Raw genomic sequence first — 1,319 nt, forward strand, 5'->3', positions numbered from 1 at the left:
GTCCACGGGCTGCGCGAGCTTCGCCTGGAGCGCGGCCTGGTTGCGGGCCTGCGTGAGCGCGCCCTCCAGGTCCGGCTGATTGGGATTGAGCGCGCGCACCTGCGTCCACTGCGTGAGGGAGTCCGCCCAGCGGCCTTCGACGGAGTAGGCCCAGCCCAGCTCCCAGCGGCAGTCGGCGCGGGACGGCGCGGCCTGCACGCACGCGGACAGCTCCGCGATGGCGGTGCGGGAGTCCTTGGACTGGAGAGCGGCGACGCCCCGGGCGTAGTGCTCGTCCGGGTTGCCCACGGTGGCGAGGCCCGACGCGGCGGCCTTGCCGTGCATCGCGATGGCGGCGGCGCGCAGGGCGCCGACACTGGCCCCCACGGCGATGCGGCCGGCTTCGGAGAGGGAGTCTGTCTGGCTTTGCGCCGTGGCGCCGGTGCGGCCCGCATCGGAAGGAACGTCGGACCCGGGCGTCTGGCTTTGCGCCGTGGAGGGGGCGGTGCCCGTTGCCGGCACCGTGGCCGTCGTGGGCGTGGCAGGGGAGGGTGAAGCGGCCTGGGCAAGGCCCGCGGGCATCCGCATCGAGACCGTCGTGGCGCGGTCGCTGGGAGCCGTGCCGTTCGCGAAGGTCATACCGGCGGACGCATCACGCGGCGCGAAGCTCGCGGTCCTGACGACGCCCTCGGTGCTCGCGGCGGCGGAACGGTTCTTCGTGGCGGCCATCACGGACGCGAGGCCCGCTCCGTCAAGCTGTCGGGTGCCGGTCCTCGACGCATGCGAACCACCCATCGCGAACTGCACGGAGGCAAGGCCCGCCGCGTCCAGCTGCCGCGTGCCGGTCCGCGACGCATGCGCACCGTCCATCGCCGTTCGCACGGACGCCAGGCCTGCCGCGTCCAGTTGCCGCGTACTGACATGCGAATCCGTCATCGCGCTCCGCACGGACGCCAGGCCCGCCGCGTCCAGCTGCCGCGTGACCCCTGCATCCCCCATCGCCAGTCTCACGGACGCCAGGCCTGCCGCATCCAGCTGCCGCGTGCTGACATGCGAATCCGTCATCGCGCTCCGCACGGACGCCAGGCCCGCCGCGTCCAGCTGCCGCGTGACCCCTGCATCCCCCATCGCCAGTCTCACGGACGCGAGGCCCGCGGCCTCGAGCTGTCCGGCTCCCGCGTTCCGGATGACGGAGCGCACGGAGGCCGTGCCCGCTTCGGTGAGGCGGGTGGCGCTGGAGGACTCGGCTGTGGAGAAGTTGGGGACGGACGCGGCGGGCGCGGCGAGCGCCAGCATCAGCAGGACGGACGGGGGGGCCATGGCCCGCGCATCTTACGGGA

Annotated in this window: 1 protein-coding gene; it reads right to left on the reverse strand. The window is 73.9% G+C overall.

From position 1 onward, the window contains the following. The coding region (locus tag D7W79_RS44675) for a tetratricopeptide repeat protein (protein WP_369127260.1) at positions 1-1,299 on the reverse strand (1,299 nt) is incomplete at its 3' end. Between the last annotated feature and the right edge of the window lie 20 nt (positions 1,300-1,319).

This window comes from Corallococcus exercitus (genome assembly GCF_003611585.1).
In the GTDB taxonomy this organism is placed as follows: Bacteria; Myxococcota; Myxococcia; order Myxococcales; family Myxococcaceae; genus Corallococcus; species Corallococcus exercitus.